General features: G+C 70.9%; 29 protein-coding genes. 15 read left to right on the plus strand and 14 right to left on the minus strand.

Features of this window, described 5'->3' with window-relative positions; genetic code table 11:
* The first annotated feature begins 64 nt into the window (after positions 1-64).
* Positions 65-853, plus strand: coding sequence for a GNAT family N-acetyltransferase (locus B0I31_RS09990; protein ID WP_106615044.1), 789 nt, complete (start codon positions 65-67; stop codon positions 851-853).
* A 2-nt stretch (positions 854-855) separates the two neighbouring features.
* On the opposite strand, the gene B0I31_RS09995 is transcribed toward B0I31_RS09990, so the two are convergent.
* The 5 genes from B0I31_RS09995 to hrcA all read right to left on the minus strand — a co-directional run bounded on the left by B0I31_RS09995 (position 856) and on the right by hrcA (position 5178).
* Positions 856-1197 (minus strand): histidine triad nucleotide-binding protein, encoded by a 342-nt coding sequence (locus tag B0I31_RS09995; protein ID WP_106615045.1) that lies wholly within the window; start codon positions 1195-1197, stop codon positions 856-858.
* A gap of 11 nt (positions 1198-1208) precedes the next feature.
* Positions 1209-1871: an alpha/beta hydrolase family protein gene (locus B0I31_RS10000; RefSeq protein ID WP_245949784.1), complete on the minus strand. Its 663-nt coding sequence runs from the start codon at positions 1869-1871 to the stop codon at positions 1209-1211.
* Positions 1872-2190: 319 nt separating this feature from the next.
* Positions 2191-2925, minus strand: coding sequence for a 16S rRNA (uracil(1498)-N(3))-methyltransferase (locus B0I31_RS10005; RefSeq protein ID WP_106615047.1), 735 nt, complete (start codon positions 2923-2925; stop codon positions 2191-2193).
* On the minus strand, positions 2922-4073 hold the full coding sequence (gene dnaJ / locus B0I31_RS10010; RefSeq protein ID WP_106615048.1) for a molecular chaperone DnaJ: 1152 nt from the start codon (positions 4071-4073) through the stop codon (positions 2922-2924). Before dnaJ ends, B0I31_RS10005 begins: the two co-directional genes overlap by 4 nt.
* Before the next feature lie 82 nt (positions 4074-4155).
* Positions 4156-5178, minus strand: a complete 1023-nt coding sequence (gene hrcA, locus B0I31_RS10015) for a heat-inducible transcriptional repressor HrcA (protein WP_106615410.1) — start codon at positions 5176-5178, stop codon at positions 4156-4158.
* Positions 5179-5288: 110 nt separating this feature from the next.
* Between hrcA and B0I31_RS10020 the strand changes: the two genes are divergently transcribed.
* A complete protein-coding gene (locus B0I31_RS10020) occupies positions 5289-6083 on the plus strand; it encodes a GNAT family N-acetyltransferase (RefSeq protein WP_106615049.1) in 795 nt (264 codons plus the stop codon).
* Between the two features lie 123 nt (positions 6084-6206).
* Here the strand turns inward: B0I31_RS10020 and hemW are convergent, their stop codons facing one another.
* Positions 6207-7421 (minus strand): radical SAM family heme chaperone HemW, encoded by a 1215-nt coding sequence (gene hemW, locus B0I31_RS10025; protein ID WP_106615411.1) that lies wholly within the window; start codon positions 7419-7421, stop codon positions 6207-6209.
* Between the two features lie 292 nt (positions 7422-7713).
* Between hemW and B0I31_RS10030 the strand changes: the two genes are divergently transcribed.
* Genes B0I31_RS10030 through B0I31_RS10070 form a run of 9 tightly spaced genes read left to right on the plus strand, consistent with a single transcriptional unit; the run spans position 7714 to position 15989 of the window.
* Positions 7714-9396, plus strand: a complete 1683-nt coding sequence (locus B0I31_RS10030; RefSeq protein WP_106615050.1) for a nitrite/sulfite reductase — start codon at positions 7714-7716, stop codon at positions 9394-9396.
* Positions 9393-9551 carry an Insertion element protein gene (locus tag B0I31_RS10035; protein ID WP_106615051.1) on the plus strand — a complete coding sequence of 53 codons (159 nt, stop codon included), beginning with the start codon at positions 9393-9395 and terminating at the stop codon, positions 9549-9551. The genes B0I31_RS10030 and B0I31_RS10035 overlap by 4 nt, the downstream gene beginning before the upstream one ends.
* Positions 9548-10249 (plus strand): phosphoadenylyl-sulfate reductase, encoded by a 702-nt coding sequence (locus B0I31_RS10040; protein ID WP_106615052.1) that lies wholly within the window; start codon positions 9548-9550, stop codon positions 10247-10249. Before B0I31_RS10035 ends, B0I31_RS10040 begins: the two co-directional genes overlap by 4 nt.
* Positions 10246-11151, plus strand: a complete 906-nt coding sequence (cysD, locus tag B0I31_RS10045) for a sulfate adenylyltransferase subunit CysD (RefSeq protein ID WP_245949785.1) — start codon at positions 10246-10248, stop codon at positions 11149-11151. Before B0I31_RS10040 ends, cysD begins: the two co-directional genes overlap by 4 nt.
* The gene (locus B0I31_RS10050; protein WP_106615054.1) at positions 11152-12495 is read left to right on the plus strand and encodes a sulfate adenylyltransferase subunit 1; all 1344 of its coding nucleotides are present in this window, start codon (positions 11152-11154) and stop codon (positions 12493-12495) included.
* Positions 12496-12518: 23 nt separating this feature from the next.
* Positions 12519-13592, plus strand: a complete 1074-nt coding sequence (locus B0I31_RS10055) for an ABC transporter substrate-binding protein (protein ID WP_106615055.1) — start codon at positions 12519-12521, stop codon at positions 13590-13592.
* Positions 13593-13613: 21 nt separating this feature from the next.
* A complete protein-coding gene (locus tag B0I31_RS10060) occupies positions 13614-14402 on the plus strand; it encodes an ABC transporter ATP-binding protein (RefSeq protein ID WP_106615056.1) in 789 nt (262 codons plus the stop codon).
* Positions 14389-15261 carry an ABC transporter permease gene (locus tag B0I31_RS10065; RefSeq protein ID WP_106615057.1) on the plus strand — a complete coding sequence of 291 codons (873 nt, stop codon included), beginning with the start codon at positions 14389-14391 and terminating at the stop codon, positions 15259-15261. The genes B0I31_RS10060 and B0I31_RS10065 overlap by 14 nt, the downstream gene beginning before the upstream one ends.
* Positions 15258-15989: a sirohydrochlorin chelatase gene (locus B0I31_RS10070; RefSeq protein WP_106615058.1), complete on the plus strand. Its 732-nt coding sequence runs from the start codon at positions 15258-15260 to the stop codon at positions 15987-15989. The genes B0I31_RS10065 and B0I31_RS10070 overlap by 4 nt, the downstream gene beginning before the upstream one ends.
* A gap of 27 nt (positions 15990-16016) precedes the next feature.
* Here the strand turns inward: B0I31_RS10070 and B0I31_RS10075 are convergent, their stop codons facing one another.
* Both B0I31_RS10075 and B0I31_RS10080 read right to left on the minus strand, forming a co-directional pair.
* Positions 16017-16472 (minus strand): MarR family winged helix-turn-helix transcriptional regulator, encoded by a 456-nt coding sequence (locus B0I31_RS10075; RefSeq protein WP_245949786.1) that lies wholly within the window; start codon positions 16470-16472, stop codon positions 16017-16019.
* The gene (locus B0I31_RS10080) at positions 16469-17089 is read right to left on the minus strand and encodes a DJ-1/PfpI family protein (protein WP_245949787.1); all 621 of its coding nucleotides are present in this window, start codon (positions 17087-17089) and stop codon (positions 16469-16471) included. The genes B0I31_RS10075 and B0I31_RS10080 overlap by 4 nt, the downstream gene beginning before the upstream one ends.
* 65 nt (positions 17090-17154) lie before the next feature.
* Here B0I31_RS10080 and B0I31_RS10085 point away from each other — a divergent pair, with 65 nt between their 5' ends.
* Positions 17155-17931: an enoyl-CoA hydratase-related protein gene (locus tag B0I31_RS10085; protein WP_106615060.1), complete on the plus strand. Its 777-nt coding sequence runs from the start codon at positions 17155-17157 to the stop codon at positions 17929-17931.
* A 43-nt stretch (positions 17932-17974) separates the two neighbouring features.
* Here the strand turns inward: B0I31_RS10085 and B0I31_RS10090 are convergent, their stop codons facing one another.
* Both B0I31_RS10090 and B0I31_RS10095 read right to left on the minus strand, forming a co-directional pair.
* Positions 17975-18193: a DUF397 domain-containing protein gene (locus B0I31_RS10090; protein WP_342751467.1), complete on the minus strand. Its 219-nt coding sequence runs from the start codon at positions 18191-18193 to the stop codon at positions 17975-17977.
* A complete protein-coding gene (locus B0I31_RS10095; RefSeq protein WP_181320079.1) occupies positions 18194-19039 on the minus strand; it encodes a helix-turn-helix domain-containing protein in 846 nt (281 codons plus the stop codon).
* Here B0I31_RS10095 and B0I31_RS40485 point away from each other — a divergent pair.
* The gene (locus tag B0I31_RS40485) at positions 19038-19211 is read left to right on the plus strand and encodes a hypothetical protein (RefSeq protein WP_181320080.1); all 174 of its coding nucleotides are present in this window, start codon (positions 19038-19040) and stop codon (positions 19209-19211) included. The genes B0I31_RS10095 and B0I31_RS40485 overlap by 2 nt on opposite strands.
* Here B0I31_RS40485 and B0I31_RS10100 read toward each other — a convergent pair.
* From B0I31_RS10100 to B0I31_RS10110, 3 genes are read right to left on the minus strand one after another with little or no spacing between them, the layout of a single operon-like run.
* The gene (locus B0I31_RS10100) at positions 19199-19468 is read right to left on the minus strand and encodes a barstar family protein (protein WP_106615062.1); all 270 of its coding nucleotides are present in this window, start codon (positions 19466-19468) and stop codon (positions 19199-19201) included. The two genes, B0I31_RS40485 and B0I31_RS10100, sit on opposite strands and share 13 nt — an antisense overlap.
* Positions 19465-19899 carry a guanyl-specific ribonuclease gene (locus B0I31_RS10105; protein ID WP_106615063.1) on the minus strand — a complete coding sequence of 145 codons (435 nt, stop codon included), beginning with the start codon at positions 19897-19899 and terminating at the stop codon, positions 19465-19467. Before B0I31_RS10105 ends, B0I31_RS10100 begins: the two co-directional genes overlap by 4 nt.
* A gap of 11 nt (positions 19900-19910) precedes the next feature.
* Positions 19911-20147, minus strand: coding sequence for a hypothetical protein (locus tag B0I31_RS10110; RefSeq protein ID WP_106615064.1), 237 nt, complete (start codon positions 20145-20147; stop codon positions 19911-19913).
* Between the two features lie 68 nt (positions 20148-20215).
* Here B0I31_RS10110 and B0I31_RS10115 point away from each other — a divergent pair, with 68 nt between their 5' ends.
* A complete protein-coding gene (locus tag B0I31_RS10115; protein WP_106615065.1) occupies positions 20216-21184 on the plus strand; it encodes a zinc-binding dehydrogenase in 969 nt (322 codons plus the stop codon).
* Positions 21185-21306: 122 nt separating this feature from the next.
* Complete coding sequence (locus B0I31_RS10120) at positions 21307-22740, plus strand: amino acid permease (protein WP_106615066.1); 1434 nt, start codon at positions 21307-21309, stop codon at positions 22738-22740.
* On the opposite strand, the gene B0I31_RS10125 is transcribed toward B0I31_RS10120, so the two are convergent.
* The gene (locus B0I31_RS10125; RefSeq protein WP_106615067.1) at positions 22726-24354 is read right to left on the minus strand and encodes a DUF885 domain-containing protein; all 1629 of its coding nucleotides are present in this window, start codon (positions 24352-24354) and stop codon (positions 22726-22728) included. The two genes, B0I31_RS10120 and B0I31_RS10125, sit on opposite strands and share 15 nt — an antisense overlap.
* Positions 24355-24357 lie beyond the last annotated feature (3 nt).

The following is a 24357-nucleotide window of genomic DNA, read 5'->3' on the forward strand; positions in this document are numbered from 1 at the left end:
GCCGGCACCGACAGTCCGCACCGGAGTAAGAAACGGGTTGGACACGGCGGGTGTACTCGGGGGCGTGGAGACCTTGCGCGTGCTCACCCCGGACGACCTGCCCGCCTGCCTCCGCCTCGGATCGGACCGGGGCTGGTCGGAGGAACCGGAGAAGTGGGCGTTCCTGCTGCGGGTCGGCACCGGGTTCGGGCTGTTCGACGGTGATGAGCTGGTCGGCACCACGATCGTCACCCGGTTCGGTGACGAGCACGCGGCGGTGAGCATGGTGCTGGTGGCGTCGAGCCACGGTGGGCGCGGGTTGGGGCGGCGGCTGGTGGAGCACGCGTTGGCGTTCGCGGACGCGCCGGTGGTGTCGCTGCACGCGACTTCGTACGGCAAGCCGTTGTACGAGAAGCTCGGTTTCCGGTCGGTGGGCGTGGTGACGGCGCACGTCGGGGCGTTCGGCGGGACGGCTTCGGGCACGTCGCGGCCGGTGGCCGAGGCGGACCGGGCGCGGGTGGTGGCGGTCGACGCCGAGGTGTTCGGCGCCGACCGGTCGGCGATGTGGGGTGCGCTGTTCGGGTTCGCGTCGCAGGTCAGGGTGGCTGACGACGGGTTCGTGGCGACGTGGCTCAACGGGCCGGTGACGATGGTGGGGCCGGTGGTGGCGCCCTCGGTGGCTCGTGCGGCGGAGTTGGTCGCGGACGTGGCGGTGGGTGCGACGGTGCGGGTGGACGTGCGGGATCCGGCGTTGGGCGCGTGGTTGGAGGCGCACGGCGTGGTGCCGCGGTTCACCGCCGAGCTGATGGTGCGCGGGGCGTTCAGCGGTGACCGCGCGCGGCTCTACGCGCCGGTGATGCAGGCCCTCGGTTAGGACTAGGCCAAGGGGCCGAGCCGCCTGCCGCCGAGGACGTGCAGGTGGGCGTGGAAGACGGTCTGGCCCGCGTCCTCGCCGGTGTTGAACAGCAGCCGGTAGCCGCTGTCGGCGACGCCCTCGGACTTGGCCACCTCGCCGGCGGCCAGGAACAGGTCGTCCAGCACGGTGGGCGCGGCGGCGGCCAGGGCCGCGGCGTCGGGTGCGTGCACCTTCGGCACCAGCACGACGTGCGTCGGCGCTTGGGGTGCGATGTCGCGGAACGCCAGCGTGGTGTCGGTCTCGTGCACCACGGTCGCCGGGATCTCGCGGGCGACGATGCGGCAGAACAGGCAGTCGGACATGGCTCCGCAGGCTACCGACCCGTGCCGCTGCCGCCGTCCTGAGCGTTGAACTCGGGTGTTCCGATCGTAGGACACGCGCGGTCTGAACGTAGGACGCGCGCGGCGTGAGCGCACGACTCCCGGGCGAGGCGGAGGGTGGCGGTGCGGCAGGTGGTCCAGGCCGGGGTGCCCGGCGTGATCAGGGACATGTGGTCGGTGGCGGGGAGGGCGATCAGCTCGGCGCCGGAGGCGCGGGCGAAGGCCTCGCTCTGCGCGAACGGGACGTCCTCGTCGTCCGTGCCGTGGACCAGGATCAGGGGTTTCGCGATGGGGAGCTGGGCGGCGGGTGACGCGTCGGCGTAGCGGTCGGGTACCTCGGCCGGGGTGCCGCCGAGCAGTTCGGCGGCACGGCGGGTGATCTGCGGGTGCTGGAGGAAGTCGAGCACGCCCGCCTGGGCGACCGCGCCGACGACGCGCGGGTGGCGGGCGGCGGCCCAGACGGCCAGGTGGCCACCGGCGGAGTGACCCAGCGTGACCACGGGGCCGAGGGCCGGGTCGAGGGCGTCGATGGCGGCGAGGACGTCGTCCCCGGTCGCGGGCCAGCCGCCACCTCCGGTTACCCGCCGGTACTCGATGTTGTACGCGGCCACGCCGTGTTCGACCAGGTCGGCGGCCAGGGGACGGCCGAGCGCCAATCCATAACGCTGATGCCAAAAACCACCATGGATTACCACCACGACCGGAAACGATTCACCGGATGGCGAGGAAAACTCGCCGAACTGGCTCGGGTGCGGTCCGTAGACGATGCGCAATCGAAACCCCTTGGAGGCAAAAAAGAGGCCGCGTCGCGGTGGGACCTGGGGGTCGTCCCACCGCGACGCGGCGGCGCCGGACCGAGGGGGGAGGTGTCCGGCGAGTCTGGCCGAGGGGCCGATCGCGCCTAGACCAATGCAACCCCTCTGCCCATGAGCGTAACCCCTACTTCGGGTGTTCGCCAGAAGGGAGCAAGCCCAATTACCGCCAGCGATCGGTCAGCACACCCAGCGCACCCAAAGCGACCGCCGCCGCGGTCGACGCTCGCAGAACGGTAGGACCCAGTCGCACAACGTGCGCGCCGACCCCGGTCAACGCGGACAATTCCTCGTCGGTGATGCCACCTTCAGGTCCGACGACCAGCAGCACATCACCCGAAGCGGGCAACTGAACCGATCCGAGTCCGGCGGAAGCGGATTCGTGCAAAACCAAAGTGACCGTCGCGGACGACGCCAACCGCACGAGCCCGGACGTCGAAACGGGTTCGGAGACGGACGGCACGCGTGCCCGGCGGGCCTGCTTGGCCGCCTCACGGGCGGTGCTGCGCCAGCGTTCGAGCGCCTTCGCCCCCCGCGGCCCGTCCTCCCACTTCGTCACGCAGCGCGAGGCACGCCAAGGCACGACCCCGTCCACGCCCGCCTCGGTGGCCAGCTCCACGGCCAGCTCACCCCGGTCGCCCTTCACCAGCGCCTGCGCCACCACCACCCGCACGGATGGCTCCGGCACGACCCACCGCTCGGCCACGCGCAGCCGCAAGGAGTCCTTGAACGCCTCCTCGACCACGCACCGCACCTGGGCGCCCGTGCCGTCGGAGAGCACCAGCTCCTCCCCGGCGCGCAACCGGCGCACGGTGGCCGCGTGCCGCCCCTCCGGACCGTCCAGGACGGCGGAGTCACCGGGCGGCAGCGCGGCAACCAGGAAGACCGGCAGCGTCACCGGTGGTTGCGGCCGGCCCGCAGCCGCGAGAACAGCCCGCCGCCACCCTTGCCGTTGTGCGCGAGCGTCGGCTCGTCCTCGCCGCGCACGACGGCCAGCTCGCGCAGCAGGTCGGCCTGCCGGGCGTCCAGCTTGGTCGGCGTGACGACTTCGAGGTGCACGTGCAGGTCGCCGCGGCCGTCGATGCGACCGCTGGACCGCAGCCGGGGCATGCCGCGCCCGGTGAGCACCAGCTCGGTGTTCGGCTGGGTGCCGGGCTCGATCTCCAGCTCCTCCTCGCCGTCCAGCGTCTGCAGCGGCAGCACCGCGCCCAGCGCGGCCGTCGTCATGGGGATGCGCACGGAGCAGTGCAGGTTCGCGCCGTCACGCTCGAAGACCTCGTGCGGCACCTCCTCGACCTCGACGTAGAGGTCACCGGCCGGTCCGCCGCCGGGGCCGACCTCGCCCTGGCCCGCGAGCCGCACCCGCATGCCCTCCGCGACACCGGCCGGGATCTGCACCGAGATGGTGCGCCGCGAACGGACCCGGCCCTCGCCCGCGCACTGCTGGCACGGGTCCGGGATGACCTCGCCGAGACCGCGGCACACCGGGCACGGTCGGGCCGTGACGACCTGACCCAGGAACGAGCGCTGCACCGACTGCACCTCGCCCCGACCGCCGCACGTGTCGCAGCGCACGGGCGACGAGCCCTCGGCGCAGCCGCTGCCGACGCACCGGTCGCACAGGATCGCCGTGTCCACGGTGAGTTCGCGCGACGCACCGGCCGCGCACTCCTCCAGGGTCATCGACAGCCGGATGAGCGCGTCCGAGCCGGGCTGCACGCGGCTGCGCGGACCGCGTCCGCCACCGCCGCCCGCGCCGAAGAAGGCGTCCATGATGTCGCCGAGACCGAATCCCGCGAACGGGTCGCGCATGCCGCCGCCACCGCCGCCGCCCGGTTCCAACGGGTCGCCGCCCAGGTCGACGACCTGCCGCTTCTTCGGGTCCGACAGGACCTCGTAGGCGGCGGTCACCTCCTTGAAGCGCGCTTCCTCGTTGGGGTTGACGTCGGGGTGCAGCTGCCGCGCGAGCTTGCGGTAGGCGCGCTTGATCTCGTCGGGAGTCGCGTTCTTGGCGACCCCGAGCGTGCCGTAGTAGTCCCTCGCCACCGTGTTTCCTCCTGCGAACGCGCTTCGACACGCGCCCGCTCGCTTGCGGAACGTCCTGCGGGACCGCGGTGTTCCCCCGCCGTCACCGTCCGGTCAAGATCTCACCCACGTAGTTGGCGACCGCTCGCACCGCCGCCATCGTGCCGGGGTAGTCCATGCGGGTCGGCCCGACCACGCCCATGCCGCCGAGCAGGTTGTCCCGGCTGCCGTAGCCGATGGACACGACCGAGGTGCTGCGCATCTCGGCCGCTTCGTTCTCCTCGCCGATGTGCACCAGGATCCGGCCCGGGTCGCGGGCGGTGGCGAGCAGCTTGAGCACCACGACCTGCTCCTCCAGCGCCTCGAGCACCTGGCGCAGCGAACCGGGGAAGTCTGCCACGTTGCGGGTGAGGTTCGCCGTGCCACCCAGCACCAGGCGTTCCTCGGGGTGCTCCACCAGCGATTCGATGAGCACCGTGCTGACCCGCAGCACGATGTCGCGCAGGTCGCCCGGCGCCTCGTCGGGCAGCTTCGCGACCTCGGCGGAGGCGTCGGACAGCCGCTTGCCGACCATGGCGCCGTTGAGCATGGACCGGATGCGGGCCACGTTGTCCTCGGTGACGACGTCGCCGAGGTCGACCGAGCGCTGGTCGACCCGGCCGGTGTCGGTGATCAGCACCAGCATCAGGCGGGCCGGTGTGATCGCGAGCACTTCGATGTGCCGGACGGTGGAGCGGCTCAGGGTCGGGTACTGCACGACGGCGACCTGGCGGGTCAGCTGGGCCAGCAGCCGCACGCTGCGGCGCAGCACGTCGTCGAGGTCGTAGGCGCCTTCGAGGAAGTTCTGGATGGCCCTGCGCTCGGGCGTGGACAGCGGCTTGACCTCGCTGAGCCGGTCCACGAACAACCGGTAGCCCTTGTCGGTCGGCACGCGGCCGGCGCTGGTGTGCGGCTGGGTGATGTACCCGTCCTCCTCCAGGGAGGCCATGTCGTTGCGCACGGTCGCGCTCGAAACGCCGAGGTTGTGCCGTTCGACCAGGGCTTTCGAGCCGACCGGCTCCTGGTTCGACACGTAGTCGGCGACGATCGCGCGCAGTACCTCGAACCGGCGCTCATCGGCGTTCACGCACGTCACCTCCAGGGACGGACCGGGCTGCTTCACCTTGAGTTTACGGAGGTTCGGGCCCGGATCGGAAAACCCGTTCGTCGTGCTTCGGTGCGGCGCTAGCGTTCGGTGTGCTCACCCGCATCCAGGCCGCCCTGCGTGACGCGATCAGGGCCGACGCCGACCGCGTCGGACCGTTCCTGATCCGCTTCGACGCGCACAGCGACAACCTGTTCATGAACTACGCCGTGCCCGACGAGGGCGCCGCGCCGACACGTGCCGAGGTGGACGCGCTGGTGGCGGCGTTCCGGGCGCGGTCGCGCACGCCTCGGCTGGAGTACCTGCGACCGTCGCCGGTGGTGGACGCGGCGCTGGAGGCGGCCGGGTTCACCGTGGACCAGCTGCTGCCGATGATGGCGATCGACTCGCTGGTCGCGCCGCCGGTGCCGGCCGGGTTGACGGTCGAGGCGGTGACGTCGGACGACGACCTGCTGGCGGTGTCCGTGGTGCAGAACACAGCGTTCGGCGTGGGCGGGACGGCCGGCGCGGAGGACGTGGCGCGGCAGCGGTCGCTGTTGCGCGACGACGGCGTGATCGTGCTGGCCCGGCTGGACGGCGAACCGGTGGGCGCGGGCGTGTACACCGCGCCGCGGTACCGGCTGTCGCAGGTGGCGGGGATCGCGGTGCTGCCGTCGTTCCGGGGGCGTGGCATCGCTTCGGCGGTGTGCGCCGACCTGACCGCGCGGGTGTTCGACTCGGGCTGCACGCCGTTCCTGGAAACCGAGCCGGACGGCAAGGTCGACCGCCTCTACGGCCCGCTGGGCTACCGGACGATCGGCCACTCGGCGTCGATCACCCTGAAGGAGCCGACCACCCTGAACGATCAGCTCCGCCCAGGTCCCCGCCAAGGGGAACCCTTGGCGTGATTCTACCGGCGTGGTCCGACAATCGAGCGGTTCGGACGGCGTTCGAAGGGGTTCGGACGGCCGGCGAGGGTCGAGCAGCCGGAGTGATCCGGGAAGCCGGTGTGACCAGGGAAGCCGGTGTGATCACGTGAGTCGGCGCACGACGGCGTCGGCGAGCAGGCGGCCTCGGTCGGTGAGGACGCAGCGGCCCTGGTCGAGGGCGGTCGGGTCCAGCAGGCCGTCGGCGGCGGCGGTTTTGGCTTCGGTTTGGGCGGCGGGGTCCAGGACGTCCAGGGGGAGGCCGGTGGCCAGGCGCAGTTCCAGCAGGACGCGTTCCACCCGGCGGTCGTCGTCGCTGAGGATTTCGCGGCCGGCGGCGGGTGAGGTGCCGGTGGCCAGCAGTTCGGCGTACTTGGCCGGGTGCTTGACGTTCCACCAGCGCACGCCGCCGACGTGGCTGTGCGCGCCGGGGCCCGCGCCCCACCAGTCGGCGCCCTGCCAGTACAGCAGGTTGTGCCGGCACGCGGCGTCCGCCGACGCGGCCCAGTTCGACACCTCGTACCAGGTCAGCCCCTGTGCGGCCATGGCGGAGTCGATCAGCTCGTACTTGTCGGCGAGCACGTCGTCGTCGGGCATCGGCAGTTCGCCGCGACGCACCCGGCGGGCCAGGGCGGTGCCCTCCTCAACGATCAAGGCGTACGCCGAGACGTGGTCCACGCCCGCGCTGTGCACGGCGTCCAGCGACGCCCGGAGGTCCGCGACGGTCTCCCCCGGCGTGCCGTAGATCAGGTCGAGGTTCACGTGCTCGAACCCGGCCGCACGCGCCTCACGGGCGGCGGCCACCGGGCGGCCCGGGGTGTGCACGCGGTCGAGCACGGCCAGCACGTGCCGGGCGGCCGACTGCATGCCGAGCGACACCCGGGTGTAACCAGCGTCACGGATGGCCGAGAAGAACTCCGGCGACGTGGACTCCGGGTTGGACTCCGTGGTGACCTCCGCGCCCGGCGCGAGGCCGAACGACGACCGCACCGCGTCGAGCACCTGACCCAGCCCGGACGCGCCGAGCAGCGACGGTGTGCCACCGCCCACGAACACCGTGTCCACCGCCGGCGGGTCGCCCAACACGGACGCGGCGAGGTCCAGTTCCTGCCGCAGGCCCTCCAGCCAGGACGCCGGTGACGCGGAAGTGCCCAGCTCACCGGCGGTGTAGGTGTTGAAGTCGCAGTAGCCGCACCGGGTGGCGCAGAACGGCACGTGCACGTACACCCCGAACGGGCGGTCACCCAGACCGGTGAGCGCGGAGGCGGGCAGTGAGCCGTCGGAGGGCGCGGGGTCACCGATCGGCAGAGCGGAGGGCATGTCACCCATTGTCCCACCTACCAGCGGCGCAACCCCGTCCCACGATGCGGATGCCGGTGGACCACGACGTGGACGCGTGGCACGCTGACTGACATGACATCGACCGGAGTGCGCCTGGTGGTCCGCCGCCACGTCGACTTCCGGCGTGTCTCCAGCGCGATGTGCCGTCGTTCGGCATAACCCGCGCCTGCCTTTTTGTTCCCGTCGGCGCCGGGTGCGCTGACGAGACCCCCACCACAGCTCCGCCGGGACTCGCACGCGCACCAGCGCCCCGAATCCCCGGAGGACGAGGATGGTCCCCCCGACGACGACGCCTCAGCGCACGAAGCAGCGCCGAGGTGAGGGGCAGTGGGCGCTGGGCTACCGCGAGCCGCTGAACCCGAACGAGCGGAGCAAGAAGGACGACAACCCGCTCAACGTCCGGTCGCGGATCGAGAACATCTACGCCCACGGTGGCTTCGACTCGATCGACCCGGCCGACCTGCGCGGCCGTTTCCGCTGGTACGGCCTCTACACCCAGCGCAAGCCCGGTATCGACGGCGGTCGCACGGCGACGCTGGAGCCGGAGGAGCTGGACGACGAGTACTTCATGCTGCGCGTCCGCATCGACGGCGGCAGGCTCACCACGCACCAGCTCGCGCTGATCGGCGAGCTGTCCCAGACCTACGCGCGTGACACGGCCGACATCACCGACCGGCAGAACGTGCAGTACCACTGGATCCGCATCGAGGACGTCCCGACGATCTGGCGGAAGCTGGAGGACGCGGGCCTGACCACGATGGAGGCCTGCGGCGACAGCCCGCGCGTGGTGCTCGGCTCGCCGGTGGCGGGCATCGCCGAGGACGAGGTGGTCGACGGCACGCCCGCGATCGACGAGATCCTGCGCCGCTACATCGGTGACCCGCGCTTCTCGAACCTGCCACGCAAGTTCAAGACGGCGATCTCGGGCCTGCCGGACGTGGCGCACGAGATCCACGACGTGGCGTTCGTCGGCGTGGACCACCCCGAGCACGGTCCCGGCTTCGACCTGTGGGTCGGCGGCGGCCTCTCCACCAACCCGATGATCGGCAAGCGGTTGGGCGCCTGGGTGCCGTCCGAGGAGGTGCCGGACGTGTGGGAGGGCGTGATCAGCGTCTTCCGCGACTACGGCTACCGCCGGCTGCGCCACCGCGCCCGGATCAAGTTCCTGGTCGCCGACTGGGGCGCCGAGAAGTTCCGCGAGGTGCTGGAGAACGAGTACCTCAACCGCAAGCTCATCGACGGCCCCGCGCCCGAGGTGCCCGCGATCCCCCGTGACCACATCGGCGTGCACAAGCAGAAGGACGGCCTGTTCTACGTCGGCGCGGCCCCGATCGCGGGCCGGGTGTCCGGCTCCACGCTGGTCGAGGTGGCCAAGGTGGTCGAGCGGGCCGGGTCGAGCCGGGTGCGGTTGACGCCCCAGCAGAAGCTCGTGGTGCTCGACGTGCCCGAGGCCGAGGTGAAGAACCTGCAGGCCGACCTGGCGAAGCTGGGCCTGCAGACCGAGCCGTCGCCGTGGCGGCGTGGCGTGATGGCGTGCACCGGCATCGAGTTCTGCAAGCTCGCGATCGTCGAGACCAAGGCACGGGCGGTGGACCTGGTGTCCGCGCTGGAGACCCGGCTGGCCGACGTCGTGGCGGGCGTCACGGAGCCGATCTCGGTGCACATCAACGGCTGCCCGAACTCGTGCGCCCGCATCCAGACCGCCGACATCGGCCTCAAGGGCATGATCGTCACCGACGCCGACGGCAAGCAGGTCGAGGGCTTCCAGGTGCACCTGGGCGGCGGGCTCGGCCTGGACGCCGGGTTCGGCCGCAAGCTGCGCGGCCACAAGGTCACCGCCGCCGAGCTGTCGGACTACGTCGAGCGCGTGGTGCGCAACTTCGTGGCCAAGCGCGAGAACGACGAGCGGTTCGCGCAGTGGGTCGCCCGCGCGGACGAGGGTGACTTGAAATGAGCGAGCGCGCTACGCCGTTCTACTGCCCGTACTGCGGCGATGAGGACCTCCGTCCGCAGGAGGAGCCCGGCTACTCGTGGCTGTGCGCCTCCTGCCGCCGCGTGTTCACCGTCAAGTTCGTGGGTCTCAACCTTCCTCAGGAGGTGCAGCGATGACCGCCCCCACCAGGGTCGAGGAACTGAAGGTGATCGCGGAAGCCGCTTCGGTCGAACTGGCGGATGCCAGTGCCGAAGAGGCGCTCGCGTGGACCGCCCGCACGTTCGGCGAGAGCTGGATCGTCGCGTCGAACATGCAGGACGCCGTCCTGATCGACCTGGCGACCAAGGTCAAGCCGGACGTGGACGTGCTGTTCCTGGAGACCGGCTACCACTTCGCCGAGACCATCGGCACGCGGGACGCCGTCGACCTGGTCTACCCCGAGGTGCACATCGTCAACGCCGCGGCCGAGCAGTCGGTGGCCGACCAGGAGGCCGAGTTCGGCCTGCTGAACAAGACCGACCCGACCAGGTGCTGCCAGTTGCGCAAGGTCATCCCGTTGCAGCGGACGCTGAAGAACTACGACGCGTGGGTCACGGGCGTGCGCCGCGTGGACGCGCCGACCCGGGCGAACACGCCGATCGTGCAGTGGGACGAGCGCAACGGGCTGGTGAAGGTCAACCCGATCGCGCCGTGGTCCGACGAGCTGTTCAACACCTACATCGCCGAGCACGGGATCCTGGAGAACCCCCTGGTGCAGGCGGGTTACCCCTCCATCGGCTGCGCGCCGTGCACCGCGAAGCCGCTGCCGGGCGCCGACGCCCGCAGCGGCCGGTGGGCGGGCCTGGCCAAGACCGAATGCGGGTTGCACGGATGACCACCGCGACAGCTCTGGACACGTTGGGCCGCCTGGAGTCCGAGGCGATCCACATCTTCCGCGAGGTGGCGGGCGAGTTCGACCGGCCGGTGATCCTGTTCTCCGGCGGCAAGGACTCGACCCTCCTGCTGCACCTGGCGGTGAAGGCGTTCTGGCCCGCGCCGGTGCCGTTCCCGCTGCTGCACGTGGACACCGGGCACAACTTCGAGGAAGTCATCGAGTTCCGCGACAAGGTCGTGGCCCAGCACGGGCTGCGGCTGGAAGTCGCCAAGGTGCAGGACTACATCGACGACGGCCGGTTGGCCGAGCGCCCGGACGGCACCCGCAACCCCTTGCAGACCGTGCCGCTGCTGGACGCGATCACCAACCACAAGTTCGACGCGGTGTTCGGCGGCGGTCGCCGCGACGAGGAGCGGGCCCGGGCCAAGGAGCGGATCTTCAGCCTGCGCAACGCGTTCGGCCAGTGGGAGCCGCGCCGGCAGCGCCCGGAGCTGTGGAACCTCTACAACGGCCGGCACCGCCCCGGCGAGCACGTCCGCGTGTTCCCGCTGTCCAACTGGACCGAGCTGGACGTGTGGCACTACATCGCCCGCGAGGGCATCGAGCTGCCGTCGATCTACTACGCCCACCGGCGCGAGGTGTACCTGCGTGACGGGATGTGGCTGGCGGAAGGCCCGTGGGGCGGTCCGCGCGACGGTGAGGAGAAGGTCGAGAAGACCGTCCGCTACCGCACGGTCGGCGACGGGTCGTGCACCGGCGCGGTCGAGTCCGACGCCGCCGACATCTCCGCCGTCATCGCCGAGGTGGCGGCCAGCAGGCTCACCGAGCGCGGCGCGACCCGCGCGGACGACCGGCTGTCCGAGGCCGCCATGGAAGACCGCAAGCGGGAGGGCTACTTCTAGATGAGCGACCTGTTGAGGTTGGCGACGGCGGGCAGCGTGGACGACGGCAAGTCCACGCTGGTCGGCAGGTTGCTGTACGACACCAAGTCGGTGCTGGCCGACACGCTGGACGCGGTGCACCGCGCCAGCGCCGACCGCGGCCTGACCACGCCGGACCTGTCGCTGCTGGTGGACGGCCTGCGGTCGGAGCGCGAGCAGGGCATCACCATCGACGTGGCCTACCGCTACTTCGCCACGCCCAAGCGCTCGTTCGTGCTGGCCGACACCCCCGGGCACGTGCAGTACACCCGCAACACGGTGACCGGCGCGTCCACCGCGCAGCTCGGCGTGCTGCTGGTCGACGCGCGCAAGGGCGTCATCGAGCAGACCCGGCGGCACGCGGCCGTGCTGGCGCTGCTGGGCGTGCCGCGCCTGGTGCTGGCGGTCAACAAGATCGACCTGGTGGACTTCGACGAGGTCACGTTCTCCCGCATCGCCAAGGAGTTCACCGCGCACGCCACCGCCCTCGGGTACGCCGAGGACGCCGTGGTGGAGATCCCGGTGTCCGCGCTGGCCGGTGACAACGTGGTGGAGCGCTCGACGCGGACGCCCTGGTACGACGGGCCGACGCTGCTGGAGCACCTGGAGTCGGTGCCGGTCGACGCGGACGCGCACGACGCGCCGTTCCGCTTCCCGGTGCAGTACGTGATCCGCCCGCGCACGCCGGAACACCCGGACTACCGCGGTTACGCGGGTCAGGTGGCGGCCGGCACCGTGCGGGTCGGCGACGAGATCGCCGTGCTGCCCGCCGGCCTGCGGTCAGCGGTGACGGGCATCGACACCGCGGACGGCCCGTTGCAGGAGGCCGCGGCCGGCCAGTCGGTGACCCTGCTGCTGGCGCACGACCTGGACATCTCGCGCGGCGACCTGATCGCCACCGCCGCGCAGCCGCCCACGGTGACCGACGAGTTCGAGGCGACCGTGTGCTGGCTGTCGGAGAAGGCGCTGACGCCGGGCGCCCGCGTGCTGGTCAAGCACGGCACGCGGACCGTGCAGGCGATCGTGACCGAGCTGCGCACCCGGTTCGACGAGCAGAAGCTCGCCAGCACCGAGGCGCCCGACTCCCTGTCGCTCAACGAGATCGGCCAGGTCGCGGTGCGCACCGCCGAGCCGATCCCGGTGGACGACTACACCAAGGACCGCCGCACGGGCGCGTTCCTGGTCATCGACGCCGCGGACGGCAGCACGCTGGCCGCCGGGCTCGTGGGTGCGCCGCTGCCGGAGGTGGACGGCGTGGACAGCTGTACCGAGGGCGGCGACGCCGCCCTGCCCGACACCCACGCCCTCGTGTCCCCCGGTCCCTGAGCCCAGAAAGGCCAACCGCCGCCGTGAGCAGCCGCATCCTCACCAAGTCCCTGGCCATAGCCACCGCCTTCCTCGCCCTCGCCGCCTGCTCCCGGGCCGGTGGCGGCGACACCGCCGCCCCCGCCCAGGACAAGGGTGCGGCGTCGGAGATCCGACTCGGCTACTTCCCGAACGTCACCCACGCCGCCGCGCTCATCGGCGTCGACAAGGGCCTGTTCACCAAGGAACTCGGCAACACCAAGCTCACCACCCAGACGTTCAACGCGGGTCCCGAGGCGGTGAACGCGCTGCTCGGCGAATCGCTGGACGCCACGTTCATCGGCTCCGGCCCGGCCATCAACGCCTACGCCAAGTCCAAGGGCGAGGCGGTGCGGCTCATCTCCGGCGCCACGTCCGGCGGTGCCCAGCTCGTGGTCAAGCCGGAGATCAACTCGGTGGCCGACCTCAAGGGCAAGGTCATCACCACCCCGCAGCTCGGCAACACGCAGGACGTCGCGCTGAAGAAGTGGCTGGCGGACGAGAAGCTCGCCGTCGGCACGGGCGCCGACCAGGTCAACGTCACCAACACGGAGAACTCGCAGTCGCTGGACCTGTTCAAGAAGGGCGACGTGCACGGCGCGTGGGCGCCGGAGCCGTGGTCGTCGCGGCTGGTGATCGACGCGGGCGCGAAGGTGCTGCTGGACGAGAAGACCCTGTGGGAGGGCGGCAAGTTCCCGACCACCGTGCTGCTGGTGCGCGCCAAGTTCCTCCAGGAGCACCCGCAGACCGTCGAGGCGCTGCTGCGCGGCCACCTCGCGGCCACGGACTTCGCGCAGAACAACAAGGTCGAGGCCAAGCAGATCGTCAACAAGGCGCTCAAGGACCTCACCGGCAAGGCGCTGGGCGAGCCGGTGCTGAACCGGGCGTTCGACAACATCGAGCTGACGGTCGACCCGCAGGCCAAGAGCTTCCCGCAGTTGGCGGAGGACGCGGTGACCGCGGGTGTGGCGAAGGAGGCCGCCGACGTGGCCGGGCTCGCCGACTTCACGTTGCTGAACAAGGTGCTCTCGGCGGCGGGCAAGCCGACCGTGGACACCGCCGGGCTGGACAAGAAGTAACTCGAGGAAGGCAGGCACACCATGACCGCCACGCTTGAGACTCCAGCGGCCGTGTCCGATCTGGACGCCGCGGTGACCTTGTCCGGGGTGCGCAAGGTCTTCGGCCACGGCCCGGCCGGCGTCGTCGCGCTCGACGGCGTCGACCTGAAGGTCGCTCCCGGCGAGTTCGTGTGCCTGCTGGGCGCGTCCGGCTGCGGCAAGTCGACCTTGCTGAACCTGGTCGCCGGGCTGGACGCGCCCACCTCCGGCACGATCGAGCTGACCACGTCACGGCCCGCCGTGATGTTCCAGGAGGCCGCGCTGATGCCGTGGCTGACCGCGGCGCGCAACGTGGAGCTGCCGCTGCGGCTGGCGGGCCTCAAGCGGGGCGAGCGCCGGGAGAAGGCCGGCGAGCTGCTGTCGCTGGTGCGGCTGGTCGGCGCGGGCCACAAGCGCCCGCACGAGCTGTCCGGTGGCATGCGGCAGCGCGTGGCGCTGGCACGCGCCTTGGCGTCCACGATGGGCAGCGCCGAGGAGGGCACGCCCGGGCTGCTGCTGATGGACGAGCCGTTCGCCGCGCTGGACGCCATCACCCGCGACGTGCTCCAGGCGGAGCTGGTGCGGGTGTGGCGGGAGACGTCGACGGCGATCGTGTTCGTCACCCACGACGTGCGTGAGGCGGTGCGGCTGGGTCAGCGGGTCGTGCTGCTGTCCTCGCGCCCCGGCCGCGTGGTCCGCGAGTGGTCCACGGTGGACTGCGACGAGCCCGCCGTCATCGAGGACATCACGTCCCACCTGCGAGAGGTGATCAGCGGTCATGCCGCAGCTTGACACTGACCTCGCCGCGGTCGGCGCCGGTCTGGACGCGCTGGACGCGCCGTCGCAGGAGCAGCGCCCGTCGCTGCGCAAGCGGTTCATCCGCACCGCGGTGCCGCCGCTGATCGCCTTCGCGCTGCTGCTGGGCGTGTGGCAGGGGCTGTGGGCGGCGGCGTTCTGGCCGGAGTACCAGCTGCCGTCGCCCGCTTCGGTGTGGGCGGCGGTGGCCGAGGCGATCGAGACCGGCCGGGCGTTCGAGGTGCTGTGGACCTCGGTCAGCCGGGCCGTGCTCGGCTTCCTCACCGCCGTGGTGATCGCCACGCCGCTCGGGTTGCTGATCGCCAAGGTGCGGGTGGTGCGGGCGGCCATCGGGTCGCTGCTGACCGGCCTGCAGTCGCTGCCCTCGGTGGCGTGGGTGCCGGCGGGCATCCTGTGGTTCGGCGCGACGCCCGCGACCATCTACTTCGTGGTGCTGATGGGCTCGGTGCCGTCGATCGCGAACGGCCTGGTGTCCGGCGTCGACCAGATCCCGCCGCTGCTGCCGCGGGTCGGTCAGGCGTTGGGCGCGGGTCGGCTCGCCGCCGCTCGGCACATCCTGCTGCCCGCCGCGCTGCCCGGGTACCTGGCGGGGTTGAAGCAGGGGTGGGCGTTCTCGTGGCGGTCGCTGATGGCGGCGGAGATCATCGCCACGTCACCGCAGCTCGGTGAGGGCTTGGGGCAATACCTGCACAACGGGGCGTCGCTGAACGACATCTCGATGGTGATCGCGGCGATCTTCCTGATCCTGCTGGTCGGCGTGGGCATCGAACTGCTGGTGTTCCGGCCGTTGGAGCGGGCGGTGTTGCGGGCTCGCGGATTGACGGGCGCGCTGTGACCGCGTTGGTGGCCGTGGCGCACGGCAGCCGTGACCCGCGGTCGGCGGCGGTGGTGCACGAGCTGCTGGACGTGGTCCGGGCTCTGGCGCCGTCGTTGGACGTTCGGGGGTCGTTCCTGGACCTTTCCGTGCCACTGCTGGGTGACGTGCTACGGGGTGCGTACGCGGACGGTCACCGTTCAGCCGTGGTGGTGCCGTTGCTGCTGGGCAAGGCTTTCCACGCGCGGGTGGACGTGCCGAGTGCCGTGGCCGATGCCCGCTTGCCCGGCCTGGACGTGACGATCGCCGACGTGCTCGGGCCCGATCCCCGGCTGGAGTCGGCGGCGTTGCGACGCCTGGCCTCGGTCGGAGTCCGTTCCCGTGACCGCACGCTGGGCGTGATCCTAGCCGGCGCGGGCTCGTCCCACGCGCCGGCCAACGCCCTGGTCTCGTCCATCGCCGCCCGCTGGGCCGCGGGGTCGGGCTGGGCCGGCGTGGAAGCCGCCTTCGCCGCCTCCGCGCAGCCCGACGTGCCCACGGCGGTCGCCCGCCTGCGTGCCCAAGGCGCCCGCCGCATCGCCGTGGCGTCGTGGTTCCTGGCCCCGGGCTTCCTCCCGGACCGCGTCACCCGCCTGGCGGGCCCGGACACGATCATCGCCCCACCCCTGGGCCCGGACCCGGAAGTCGCCGAACTGATCCTCCACCGCTACCACTCGGCCCTGACCACCGACCTGGCCCGCACCGCCTGACCTCACGTGTCACTCGGACACGTGAGGTCAGGCCTCCGTCTCCAAGGCGTGGACGAGGCGTTCCATCACCCTGAGCGTCGTGCGCAGGTCGTCCAGGTCGACCTGGGCCGAGATGCGGTTGGTGAAGGCGTGTTGCGCCTCGGCCAGGCGGGAGACGGCCTCGTAGCCCGCGGGGGTCGGGTGGAGCAGTTTGGCGCGTTTGTGGGCCGGGTTGGGCAGGTACTCGGCCAGGCCCTTCTCCACCAGCAGGTCGGCGATGCGCTGCACGCTCTGCCTGGTCAGGCTCATCTCCCGGGCGATGCCGGACACCGGCAGGGGTTGCCGCAGGACGGCGCCGAGCACCTGCCACCACGCGGCGGTCAGGCCGACCGGCTTGGTCATCACCTCGGCCGCTTCCAGGAAGCCGCCGTAGAGGCGGAACGTGCGCATGATGACCTCGGTCAGCACGTCCCCCGCCTCCGTGCGCGGTTCGACCTCGCTCACGAGACCGCGGCGACGAGCTTGCCGAACCACGCCGGGTCGCCCGTCCGGTACAGCCCGTACCACGCCTCCAGCACGGCCGGCTCGTACAGGTCCAGCTCCACGAAGATTTCCCGCGCGAACTCCAGTGCCGACGCCGCACCGGCCGTGATGAGGCCATCCGCCCGAACCGCGCGTTCACCGCTGAAGAGTTCCGCACCCGTGTACCCGGGCACCGCCGCCAGCTGCTCCACCGCATTGCCACCGTGCTCACGCGAGTTCAACAAGCCCTCGGCGGCCAGGCCGATCGTCGCACCGCAGATCGCCGCCACCGGCACACCCGCCTCCAACCACCGCCGCGCCGCCGTCGCGAACACCGCGTTGTCGCCGCTCTCCCACGTGTCCGCGCCGGGCAGGATCAGCATCGCGCTGTCCGCCGGGTCGACGTCGGCCAACACCAGGTCCGGCGTGATCCGCAGGCCGCCGATGGACGTCACCGGGTCGAGCGTCGCGCCGACGGTGCGCACCTGGTAGAGACCGGGCACCTTCTGGAACTGCGGCGTGTTGATCTGCGCCGTCGCGTACCCGAACTCCCAGTCGGCCAGCGTGTCGTAGAGAGCGAGGTGGACCGTCTTCGTCATCATGACAGTATCCTGTCATTTTGACAGCACACTGTCAATGTGTACGGGATCGTAGAGTGCCGTCCATGGCAGACGAGCTGGTCCACTACGAGGTGCGGCGTGGCATCGCGACGATCACGCTGGACTCCCCCCACAACCGCAACGCCCTGTCCGCACAGCTGCGCGCCGAGCTGACCGGTCACCTCAAGGCCGCGACGGCCGACGACGCCGTGCGCGTGATCGTGCTGAGCCACACCGGACCGGTGTTCTGCTCGGGCATGGACCTCAAGGAGGCGGGCGGCGCGAGTGCCGACAAGCAGGGGGTCAACGAGTTCCCGGCGATCCTCCAGCAGCTGTGGACCAGCCCGAAGCCCGTGGTCGCCCGGCTGGCGGGCCCCGCACGCGCGGGCGGCGTCGGCATCGTGGCCGCGTGCGACATCGCCGTCGCGGTGGACACGGCCACGTTCGCGTTCAGCGAGGTCCGCATCGGCGTCGTGCCGGCCGTCATCTCGGTGACCGTGCTACCCCGCCTGCTCCCGCGCGCCGCGCACGAGCTGTTCCTGACCGGCGAGACGTTCACCGCGCCCAAGGCCGTCGCCATCGGCCTGATCAACTCCGCCGTGCCCGCCGACGACCTCGACGCCGAGGTCACCCGCTACACCGACATGCTCGCGCTGGGCGCTCCGAACGCCCTGGCCGCCACCAAGCGGATGCTCCAGGAGCCGAGGTCGAACGACCTGGACGCGGTGTTCGCCGACATGCTGGCCCTCTCCGCACGCCACTTCGGCGGCCCCGAAGGCCAGGAGGGCATCGCCGCGTTCGTCGGCAAGCGCAAGCCGTCGTGGGTGCCTGCAGAGGACTAGAAAACGGCGCGGCGGGGACGACCGAGTCGTTCCCGCCCTGCCATCACCGCTGGTCGAAACCCCCGGACACCGCTTCCCCCATGAACGCCCGGAAGGCCCGCGCCGGGAAGACCAGCGCCGGCCCGGTAGGCGCCTTGCTGTCCCGCACCGCCATCCCCGTGTCCAGGCAAGCCATCTCGACGCACTGAGCACCACCGGCATTCGAACGGCTACTCCTGCGCCACCGAGCATCCGTCAGGGCGGAGGCCGTGCTCCACATCATCTACTCCCCGGTGTCGATGAGATCGGCGATCCTTCGGTCAAGTATCGCCTTCGACTCTTCACCAGAAGCTGCGAGACTCCAAGCTTGTTCGAACGCGAACACGTACGGCGCAGACGCCTTGATGTAGTCGGAGCGGGTCAACGTCTCAACGTAGGCCAGCGTCTTCGAGTCGACCTCCAGCAGCGTGTACGGACAGACGAGCGCCGGGACGATCCCGCTCGTCGTGGACCTCGCCAGTACGCGGAAGTCGATGTTCGGCATCTCCGCTACTTCACGAAGGTGTTCGAGCTGTCGGCGAAGCACGTCCGGCCCACCGTTCGCACGGTCGAAGGCGTCTTCGCCGAGAACGATCCGGACTTCCGGGCCGTCTGCCCGGATGACTCGCGCACCGCGCTCGGCCCGCTCCTGCGCGTAGCCCGGTAGGTCGGCCGCGACGATGACCGGCGAGAGCGACAGCGCCGTGTACGCGAACTCGGCAGTCTGCAGCAAGCCAGGGATCTCGTTGTACACCATGGCGATCTTGGTGGCGCGCCGTTCCAGCGACACGTATTGACGCGAAGAGCTGAGGGTCTTCGCAGGCTTGGCGCGGCGGCGGGCGATCGTGGCGAGCGAGCGCATTTCCTCGGCCTGGGCGGAGGTGACTTGGTATCGCGCGATCATCCAGTCGACGTCTTGCGGTCGAGGAGCGATGGAGCCGGTCTCGATCTTCGACAGCTTGCCGAGGTAGCCGCCCACGGCTCTGTCCGCTTCACCGAACTCGACCCGCGCGGCTTCCCTGAGCTGCCGCGCCAACTCGCCGAACTGGAGCCGTGCGATCACAGGGTCGAAGTCGTCGTCACCAACCATGCGCCGGAGTGTGCCCGGGTCGCACATCAACGGTGACGGCGAGTTCGAGCTGAACTTCGACGGTGTGGTGGACCTGGCCCTCACTCCGGACGCCGCCGAGAAGGTCCACGCGATGCTCGGGGAGGCGCTGCCGAAGCTGCGCGAGCTCGCCGAGGCGGATCAGTCGGTGTAGACGACGGTCAGGACGCGGTCGCCCAGGTCGGCGGATCGGGCGGCCGCGTCGGACAGGACGGCTTCCACGTCGGCGTTGCCACCCTCCCACTCCAGCACGTGCTCGCCCTCGGGCAGCCAGGACAGGTCGGTCAGGCAGTCGTACAGCGCGTCCAGGTTGTGGCCGAACCAGTCGGGGAAGCTCAGCGCCTCGGCGATGGCCCCGATGGCGTCCTTCTTCGAGCGCGCTCCGCGCCGCACCACGTGTCGGTAGGTCATTTGCTCACGTCCACGACGACGAACGACTCGTAGTGGTCGGCCGTGTAGTACACCTCGTCGGACGACCCGGTGACCAGGCGGCGCGCGCCGCGGTCGTCGCTGCCTGGCGTGGGCACGGTGTACTCCCGGTAATAGTCGGACGGCTTGGCGGGCAGCAGCCGCTCGCGGTTCTGGAACGTCACGCCGTCGTTGCGCGGGTACGGGAACGGCCCGTCCCGCTCGATCAGCTCCCACGTTTCCTTGACCTGCTCGGGCAGGCTCGACAGCGACTTCACCGGCAACCCGGAGTCCGCGCCCGGCACGCCCGAAGCCGATGCCGCAGGCGGCGCGGGGTCCGACGACGTGCCGGTCAGGTCCTTGGCGAAGTAGCCGACCACGACCAGTGCGATCAGGCCGAGCAGTGCGACGGAGAGCCGCCGGGCGGGAGTCACGGTCCCAGAGCCTACGAAGGCTCGTCCGCCCCCACCTTCCGGGGCTGCGCGTCGTCACCGGGCGGTGGGATCTTGGGCACCGGGTTGAACCTGGTCGAGGCGTTGTCCACGACCCGGTCGATCAGCCGCGCCAACCCGAGCGACAACGGCAGCAGCACGCACATGAGCAGCGCGAACTGGAACGGGAACGGCAGCTGCGCCAGCCACAGCTCAACCGAGTCCCACCACTGCTCGAACGCGTCGACCACGTCACCGAGCCTAGCGCCGTGACGCGCTTCACCGCACACGGATCACTACCAGTCGGTAAGTTGCCCGCATGTTCGCCGTCTACGCAGCCGAGCCGAGCCCGCAAGACCCGATCGCCGCCCTGCGCGTGGGCGAACGACCGGAGCCCGAAGCCCCGGAGGGCTGGGTGAAGGTCGCCGTGAAAGCGGCGAGCCTGAACATGCACGACCTGTGGACGCTGCGCGGCGTCGGCATCAAGCCCGAGCAGTTCCCGATGATCCTCGGCTGCGACGGCGCGGGCGTGCTGGAGGACGGCACGGAGGTCGTGCTGCACTCGGTGATCGGCGACCCGGACTGGTCCGGTGACGAGACCCTGGACCCGCGCCGCACCCTGCTCACCGAGAAGCACCAGGGCACGTTCGCGGACTTCGTCGTCGTCCCGAAGCGCAACGCGCTGCCGAAGCCCGCGGGGCTGAGCTTCGCCGAGGCGGCGTGCATGGGCACGGCGTGGCTGACCGCGTACCGGATGCTGTTCGTGAACTCGGGTCTGCGGCCGGGTCAGACGATGCTGGTGCAGGGCGCGTCCGGCGGTGTGTCGACGGCGTTGGTGCAGCTGGGCCGTGCGGCGGGGTTCCGGGTGTGGGTGACCGGCCGCACGGAGGAGAAGCGGGCGTTGGCCGAGAGCCTGGGCGCGCACCAGGCGTTCGAGTCGGGCGCACGGCTGCCGGAACGGGTGGACGCGGTGTTCGAGACCGTCGGCAAGGCCACCTGGTCGCACTCGATGAAGGCGCTCAAGCCGGGCGGGACCCTGGTGATCTCCGGGGCGACCAGCGGTGACGCGTCGGCGGCCGAGCTGCCCCGGCTGTTCTTCCTCCAGCTGCGGGTGGTCGGCTCGACCATGGGCACGCGCGAGGAGCTGGCCGACCTGCTCTCGTTCTGCGACCTGACCGGCCTGCGCCCGCAGATCGGCGCGGAACTGCCGTTCGAGCGGGCCGAGGAGGGCTTGCGCGCGATGCTCGACGGCGAGACCGCGGGCAAGATCGTCTTCACGCGAGGCTGAACTTCGTCAATCCGTACGTCCGCACAAAAACCACTCCCTCGAATGGTGCAGTCGAACAAACCCGGTGCCACTCGACCGGCGTACGGTTCGCCGCACACCAATCCACCGAGGGAGCTGGACGAATGACGGTGCAGGACGGATTCGGCCGGGGCAGCGGCGTGTTCCGCCGCAAGCCGATCGAGCAGATCAGTGACGAGAAGACGGCGCTGACCCGGACCCTGGGGCTGTGGCAGCTCACCGCGATCGGCATCGGCGGCATCATCGGCGCGGGCATCTTCTCGCTGGCCGGCGCCGTGGCCAACAAGACCGCGGGCCCGGCCGTGCTGATCTCGTTCCTCGTGGCGGGCATCGCCAGCGCCGCCGCCGCGTTCTCCTACGCGGAGTTCGCGGGCCTGATCCCCAAGGCGGGCTCGGCCTACACCTACGGCTACGCCGTGCTCGGCGAGATCGTCGGCTGGTTCATCGGCTGGGACCTGCTGCTGGAGTACACCGCGATCGTGGCCGTGGTGGCGATCGGCATCAGCGGCTACTTCAACGAGCTGCTGGACCTGCTGGGCATCGACCTGCCGGTGTGGATGCTCGGCGCGCCCGGCACGGAAGGCGCGGACGTCGCGGCGGGCAGCTACAAGGTCAACCTGTTCGCCGTGCTGCTGTGCCTGCTGATCGCGTTCGTGCTCAACACGGGCATGAAGAACGCGGCCCGCTTCGAGACGACCCTGGTGTACCTGAAGGTCGCCGTGGTGCTGCTGGTGATCGTGGTCGGCGCGTTCCACATCAACACCGGCAACTACGACCCGTTCTTCCCGTTCGGCCTCTCCGGCGCGCTCACCGGTGCGGCCACGGTGTTCTTCGCGGTGTTCGGCTACGACGCGATGAGCACGGCAGCCGAGGAGTCCAAGGACTCCCAGAAGCACATGCCGAAGGCGATCATCTACTCGCTGGCCATCTCGATGGTGCTGTACGTGCTCGCGTGCCTGGTGCTCACGGGCATGGTCAACTACAAGGACGTGGACTCGGAAAGCGCGTTCGCCTCCGCGTTCTCCGACATCGGCCTGCCGGCGCTGGGCATCATCATCTCGGTCGGCGCGGTGCTGGGCATCACGACGGTGCTGTTCACGTTCCTCATGGGCGCGGCGCGGGTCGGCTACTCGATGTCGCGTGACGGCCTGCTGCCCAAGTGGTTCGCCAAGACGCACCCGGTCAAGCACGTCCCGACGCGCACCACGTGGGTGCTCGGCATCGCGTCCGCCGTCATCGCGGGCTTCCTGCCCATCGCCGAGGCGGCCGAGCTGACCAACATCGGCATCCTGCTGGCGTTCGTGGTGGTCTGCATCGCCGTGATCGTGCTGCGGTACAAGCAGCCGAACCTGCCGCGCACGTTCAAGACGCCGGGCATGCCGGTCGTGCCGATCATCGGCGTGGTGTTCTCGCTGTGGCTGATCACGTTCCTGGCGCCGGAGACCTGGCTGCGCTTCGGCGTCTGGTTCCTCATCGGGCTGGTCGTGTACTTCGCCTACAGCAAGCGGAAGTCGCTGCTCAACTCACGCCAGGACTGAGTCGCACCACTCGTCGACCACGTCGGCGAGCACGGCCATCGGCAGCGGCCCGCCGCGCAGCACGAGGTCGTGGAACGCCTTGATGTCGAAGCGGTCGCCCAGCCTCCGCTCCGCCTCACCGCGCAGGCGCTGGATCTCCAGCCGCCCCACCATGTAGGACAGCGCCTGCGCGGGGTTCTCGATGTACCGGTCGACCTCGGAGAAGATGTCCACGTCCGGCATGACGGCGTTGGCGCGCAGGTAGTCCACGGCCTGTTGGCGCGTCCAGCGCAACGCGTGCAGGCCGGTGTCGACCACCAGGCGGGCGGCGCGCAGCGAGTCGCCCGCCAGCATCCCCAGCCGGGCCACGTCGTCGCTGTAGAGACCCATCTCGTCGGCCAGCCGCTCGGCGTAGAGCGCCCAGCCCTCCAGGTACGCCTCGACGGAGGCGAACCGGCGCAGCAACGGCAGGTCCGGGATCTGCTGGGCGAGCGCGAGCTGCAAGTGGTGGCCCGGCACGCCCTCGTGGAACGCGGTGGACTCGGCGCTGAACCGCGCGCGCTGCTCGGCCCGGTAGGTGTTGACGAAGTAGGTGCCCGGCCGGGAGCCGTCCATCGCCGGGTCCACGTAGTAGGCCAGCGGCGCGTTCGGCGCGTCCGCCGCCGGCACCGCCTCGACCACGCACCTGGCTCGTGGCACCGAGCCGAACCAGTCGCCCGCGACCTCCTCGGCACGGCCGATGGTCGTCGCCGCCAACGTCACCATGTCCTCGGCGTCTCGCCAGAGCAGCTCCGGGTCGGCGAGCAGGCGGGCACGCACGCCGGCGGCCGGGGTCGGGCCGAACACCCGGCTGCCGATCTCCTCGTACTCCCGGTCCAGCCCCTCGATCAGGTTCAGCCCGATCCGGTGCAGCTCCTCGGGCGTGTGGCCGGTCGTGGTGTACATGCGGACCAGGTCCGCGTAGATCAGGTCGCCGTCGGGCAGCCAGCACAGGCCGGGCCGGTCCTCGCCGCGGCCCCGGTCGACCACCTCGACGCGCAGGAAGTCGCGGTAGCGGGCGATCGCGGGACGCACGGTCTCGTGCAGCAGCCGAGTGCACACCGCGGCGAACGGCGTGCCGTGCAACGGGCTGCCGAGCGGGTCGGTCTCCTCGGCGAGGTGGCGGTCGATGCGGCGGATGGCGGCTTCCACCAGGTGCCTGAGCGGACGGCGGACGGAGTCGCGCTGTCTTCGGGTGAGCGCGTCCAGGTACGCGGGCAGCGCCGACAGCCGGGTCAGGTACGCCTTGCGTGCCACGTCGTCGGACGGGCGGATCAGCGGCAGCGCCACTAGCAGCAACGCCAGCGGCGCGTTGAGGCCTTCGGCGTGGGTGTGCTCGACCAGGTGCGAGTCCAGGCGGTACACCAGGCCCCACGCCTGCTGGGCGACCACCGCACGCGTCACCGGGTCGTCGTCCCCGCCACGCGCACGCCGTGCGATGTCCTCGGCACGGGCGCGCAGATCGCGTCCGGCTTCGACGCCCGGGTCCGGCAACAGGTTGTCCCAGCCCGGGATGCCGAGCAGCGTCGCCATGACGGGATCGGCGTCCAGGACCAGGGTCAGCATCTCGTCGGCGAGCTCGCGCGCGGTGGTCACGCC

Origin of the sequence: Saccharothrix carnea, assembly GCF_003014735.1 — a bacterium.
Classification (GTDB): domain Bacteria; phylum Actinomycetota; class Actinomycetes; order Mycobacteriales; family Pseudonocardiaceae; genus Actinosynnema; species Actinosynnema carneum.

Coding starts and splice junctions, on each gene's coding strand:
- B0I31_RS40485 (WP_181320080.1), top strand. CDS start 19,038: ATGCGCCGGAGTGTGCCCGGGTCGCACATCAACGGTGACGGCGAGTTC.
- B0I31_RS10065 (WP_106615057.1), top strand. CDS start 14,389: ATGCCGCAGCTTGACACTGACCTCGCCGCGGTCGGCGCCGGTCTGGAC.
- B0I31_RS10035 (WP_106615051.1), top strand. CDS start 9,393: ATGAGCGAGCGCGCTACGCCGTTCTACTGCCCGTACTGCGGCGATGAG.
- B0I31_RS10080 (WP_245949787.1), bottom strand. CDS start 17,089: ATGACGAAGACGGTCCACCTCGCTCTCTACGACACGCTGGCCGACTGG.
- B0I31_RS10090 (WP_342751467.1), bottom strand. CDS start 18,193: ATGATGTGGAGCACGGCCTCCGCCCTGACGGATGCTCGGTGGCGCAGG.
- B0I31_RS10095 (WP_181320079.1), bottom strand. CDS start 19,039: ATGGTTGGTGACGACGACTTCGACCCTGTGATCGCACGGCTCCAGTTC.
- B0I31_RS10040 (WP_106615052.1), top strand. CDS start 9,548: ATGACCGCCCCCACCAGGGTCGAGGAACTGAAGGTGATCGCGGAAGCC.
- B0I31_RS09995 (WP_106615045.1), bottom strand. CDS start 1,197: ATGTCCGACTGCCTGTTCTGCCGCATCGTCGCCCGCGAGATCCCGGCG.
- cysD (WP_245949785.1), top strand. CDS start 10,246: ATGACCACCGCGACAGCTCTGGACACGTTGGGCCGCCTGGAGTCCGAG.
- B0I31_RS10100 (WP_106615062.1), bottom strand. CDS start 19,468: ATGACCTACCGACACGTGGTGCGGCGCGGAGCGCGCTCGAAGAAGGAC.
- B0I31_RS10120 (WP_106615066.1), top strand. CDS start 21,307: ATGACGGTGCAGGACGGATTCGGCCGGGGCAGCGGCGTGTTCCGCCGC.
- B0I31_RS10085 (WP_106615060.1), top strand. CDS start 17,155: ATGGCAGACGAGCTGGTCCACTACGAGGTGCGGCGTGGCATCGCGACG.
- B0I31_RS10115 (WP_106615065.1), top strand. CDS start 20,216: ATGTTCGCCGTCTACGCAGCCGAGCCGAGCCCGCAAGACCCGATCGCC.
- hemW (WP_106615411.1), bottom strand. CDS start 7,421: ATGCCCTCCGCTCTGCCGATCGGTGACCCCGCGCCCTCCGACGGCTCA.
- B0I31_RS10050 (WP_106615054.1), top strand. CDS start 11,152: ATGAGCGACCTGTTGAGGTTGGCGACGGCGGGCAGCGTGGACGACGGC.
- B0I31_RS10030 (WP_106615050.1), top strand. CDS start 7,714: ATGGTCCCCCCGACGACGACGCCTCAGCGCACGAAGCAGCGCCGAGGT.
- B0I31_RS10060 (WP_106615056.1), top strand. CDS start 13,614: ATGACCGCCACGCTTGAGACTCCAGCGGCCGTGTCCGATCTGGACGCC.